This window comes from Coprococcus intestinihominis (assembly GCF_040096555.1).
Classification (GTDB): domain Bacteria; phylum Bacillota; class Clostridia; order Lachnospirales; family Lachnospiraceae; genus Coprococcus_A; species Coprococcus_A intestinihominis.
Map to the genome: position 1 here is coordinate 1 of NZ_JBBMEK010000380.1, position 2,183 is coordinate 2,183.

General features: G+C 47.1%; 2 pseudogenes. Both read right to left on the minus strand.

Annotated features, from left to right (window positions below):
- Positions 1-1,482 (minus strand): annotated as a pseudogene (tnpC, locus tag WMO25_RS17380) (IS66 family transposase); the annotation flags it as partial.
- 283 nt (positions 1,483-1,765) lie between these two features.
- Positions 1,766-2,074: pseudogene (gene tnpB / locus WMO25_RS17385) on the minus strand (IS66 family insertion sequence element accessory protein TnpB); the annotation flags it as partial.
- Between the last annotated feature and the right edge of the window lie 109 nt (positions 2,075-2,183).

The following is a 2,183-nucleotide window of genomic DNA, read 5'->3' on the forward strand; positions in this document are numbered from 1 at the left end:
TTCGCTGTTTCGGCTATGCTGTAGATGATCGCAGAACTGGTGGCTCCATTGACGGTATCGATCATTTCCCAGTTCTTCTTGCCAATACAGAATCCGCGGATGGCACGTTCACTGGCGTTATTATCCATCGGTACATCCCCATTTTCAAGAAATACACGCAGATACCGTTCCTGGTTCAGGGCATAGGTAAATGCTTCCTTTGTCTTGCCGCTTTTGGGTACCCTGTCTGAATTCTGTTTCAGGTACGCAAAGAAAGCATCCACCAGTGGTTTTACCACCAGCTGACGCTTGGCAGTCCGTTCCTGATGAAAGACCGGAAAGTTTTCCTTCCTCCCGGTAGATCGCACGGATCTGGTTCATGATGAGATACAAAACAGACTGTTTCCTCAGATCTTTCGGTATGACCTCCAGTGCCTCGTGGAACTTGCGCCTGCAATGTACCCAGCACCCTGCGATCTTCAGATCTTCTTTCTCCTTTTCAAGGGTATGATAGACCTGATATCCGTCTGTCACACAGATGCCCGAATAGTCTTTCAGGAATTCCCGCGGATGGGAAGCATTGCGTGTCTTCTGGTATTCATACAGGATGATCTGTTTTTCTGGGTACATAAAACCGGAACGGTATACCCACATCCAGCTCTTGCTGCCGGCAGGCCGACCGTCTTTATTGACGAGGACGGGCGTTTCATCTGCCTGGATCACATGATACTGGTACAATAACCTGTGAAGATAGTCATACATGACTGCGAGATAACTTTCCCCCAGACGGATCATCCAGTTAGCCATGTTCTGGCGGGTGATCGCAAGTCCATAGCGCTCAAACTCCTTTTCCAGACGGTAAAGCGGCACGGCATTGACATACTTGCCGTTGATAACGGCCGCTGCAAGGGATGGTGAGACAAGGCTGCCACGGAGCAGGTTCTTCGGATGTGGTGCTTTGACCATGTGTTCATCGGTTTTACTGGCATAAACGCCGATATGATGTTCCTCTACTTCGACTTTTGCCGGTACAAAGCGGTAACATCTGGATATGGCATCTGGAAGCTGTTTCCATCCTTTTTCGCCGAATTCTGACGTCAGCTCCTCTTCCGTCATGTAATGGTCGATGCGCTGCACCGGAATACCGGACAGATCCTCATTCTTTTTACCTGTCTGTTTTTTCTTTTTGGATGCCCTTATCTCCAGATCATCCGGTTCGGGTGCAGTCAGGTCACAGACAGCTTCTGCTTCGTTGAAAAAGACGATCTTCCCATCCACTTCCATAAAACGGATCTGACCGGGATCAGTCATCTTTTCACTGGATCTGCCGAACCTGCTCTTATTGGACAGCACGATCTGTTCCATCATCAGCTGCATCTTATCATTGAGGGCCTGTGTCTGTTTTGTCAGTTCCTCCATCTGGTCCTGAAGACCGAGAAACAGCTGGATCAGCAGCTCCTTATCCAGTTTATTCAGTTGTTCTTCTGTATACTTAAACGCCATAACCGGAACTCCCTGTCTCTTTATATACTGGTTCTGATTATAGCAGATTTCCTGCATGGCCGCCACTCACGGTTCAATTCCCTTTCGGCATTATGACGGTGGATAATACATCTGAAGGAACGTTATCTTACGGTTTCCCGGATGTTTTATCCACAGCATCCGCAATTCCTGTTCAGAGCAAAAACAGCTTTGGCCGGCCTTTTGTGGATAAATACAGAATGCCTGCAGTTATCCACTGACAGGATAGGTTTTGTACTTTTTTAATTTCAGCATTCTGCACAAACTACATGAGATCCGGTATTTTAGCAACTTCCGTGATCGGATGCCTTGCTACGACTTCAAGTCCCTGCATCAGCATCCTGTACTGGTCATCTGTGATGGCCATTGCTTCATCTGCCGACCTTGGCCACCGGAAAGAACCGTTATCCAGCCTTTTGTACATGAGAAGGAAACCATCGCCTTCCCACAAAAGGGCCTTGATCCTGCTGTTTTTTCTTCCGCAGAACAGAAAAAGTGTATTTTTATCATAAGGGTCAAGTTCAAACTGAAAGCGGACAATAGAAGCCAATCCATCGATCCCCCGGCGGAGATCCGTATAGCCGCATTATCCTAACATTCGGATAATGCGGCTTATCCTCACGATATTTTTATCCTCATCTTTTCTGGATATAAAGATATTTACTCACTTCTTCACAAAAAAG